We start from the raw sequence: 344 nt of genomic DNA, 5'->3' as shown, positions 1-344 counted from the left end.
CCGCACGACCGTTCAGACCTGCATCGTGCATCTGATCCGCAACAGTCTCGAGTACGCCAGCTACAAGGACCGTAAGGCGCTCGCCGCAGCGCTGCGCCCGATCTACGCGGCCGCCAGCGAGGAGGCGGCAAGGCAGGCACTGCAAGACTTCGCTGACGGCCCTTGGGGCGCGAAGTACCCGACCATCGTGCAGTCGTGGCAGCGTGCATGGGAGCACGTCATACCGTTCTTCGTGTTTCCGCCGGAGATTCGACGAGTGGTCTACACAACGGATGAAATGCACAAGTCCCGCACCGCGCTTCGCTCGTTCGCTATGTTCGCGCCTGCGGCCACCGTATCGGCGC

The 344-nt window shown here is 64.0% G+C and carries 1 protein-coding gene; it reads left to right on the top strand.

Features of this window, described 5'->3' with window-relative positions:
• Window positions 1–344: transposase (locus SB816_RS30325; RefSeq protein WP_410548031.1), on the top strand; the 344-nt coding region annotated here is incomplete at both ends.

It is taken from the genome of Achromobacter sp. SIMBA_011 (genome assembly GCF_046535435.1).
GTDB classification, from domain to species: Bacteria; Pseudomonadota; Gammaproteobacteria; order Burkholderiales; family Burkholderiaceae_B; genus Achromobacter; species Achromobacter dolens.
Note: the sequence above shows the minus strand (reverse complement) of the source record. Positions and strands in the feature narration are given on the sequence as shown.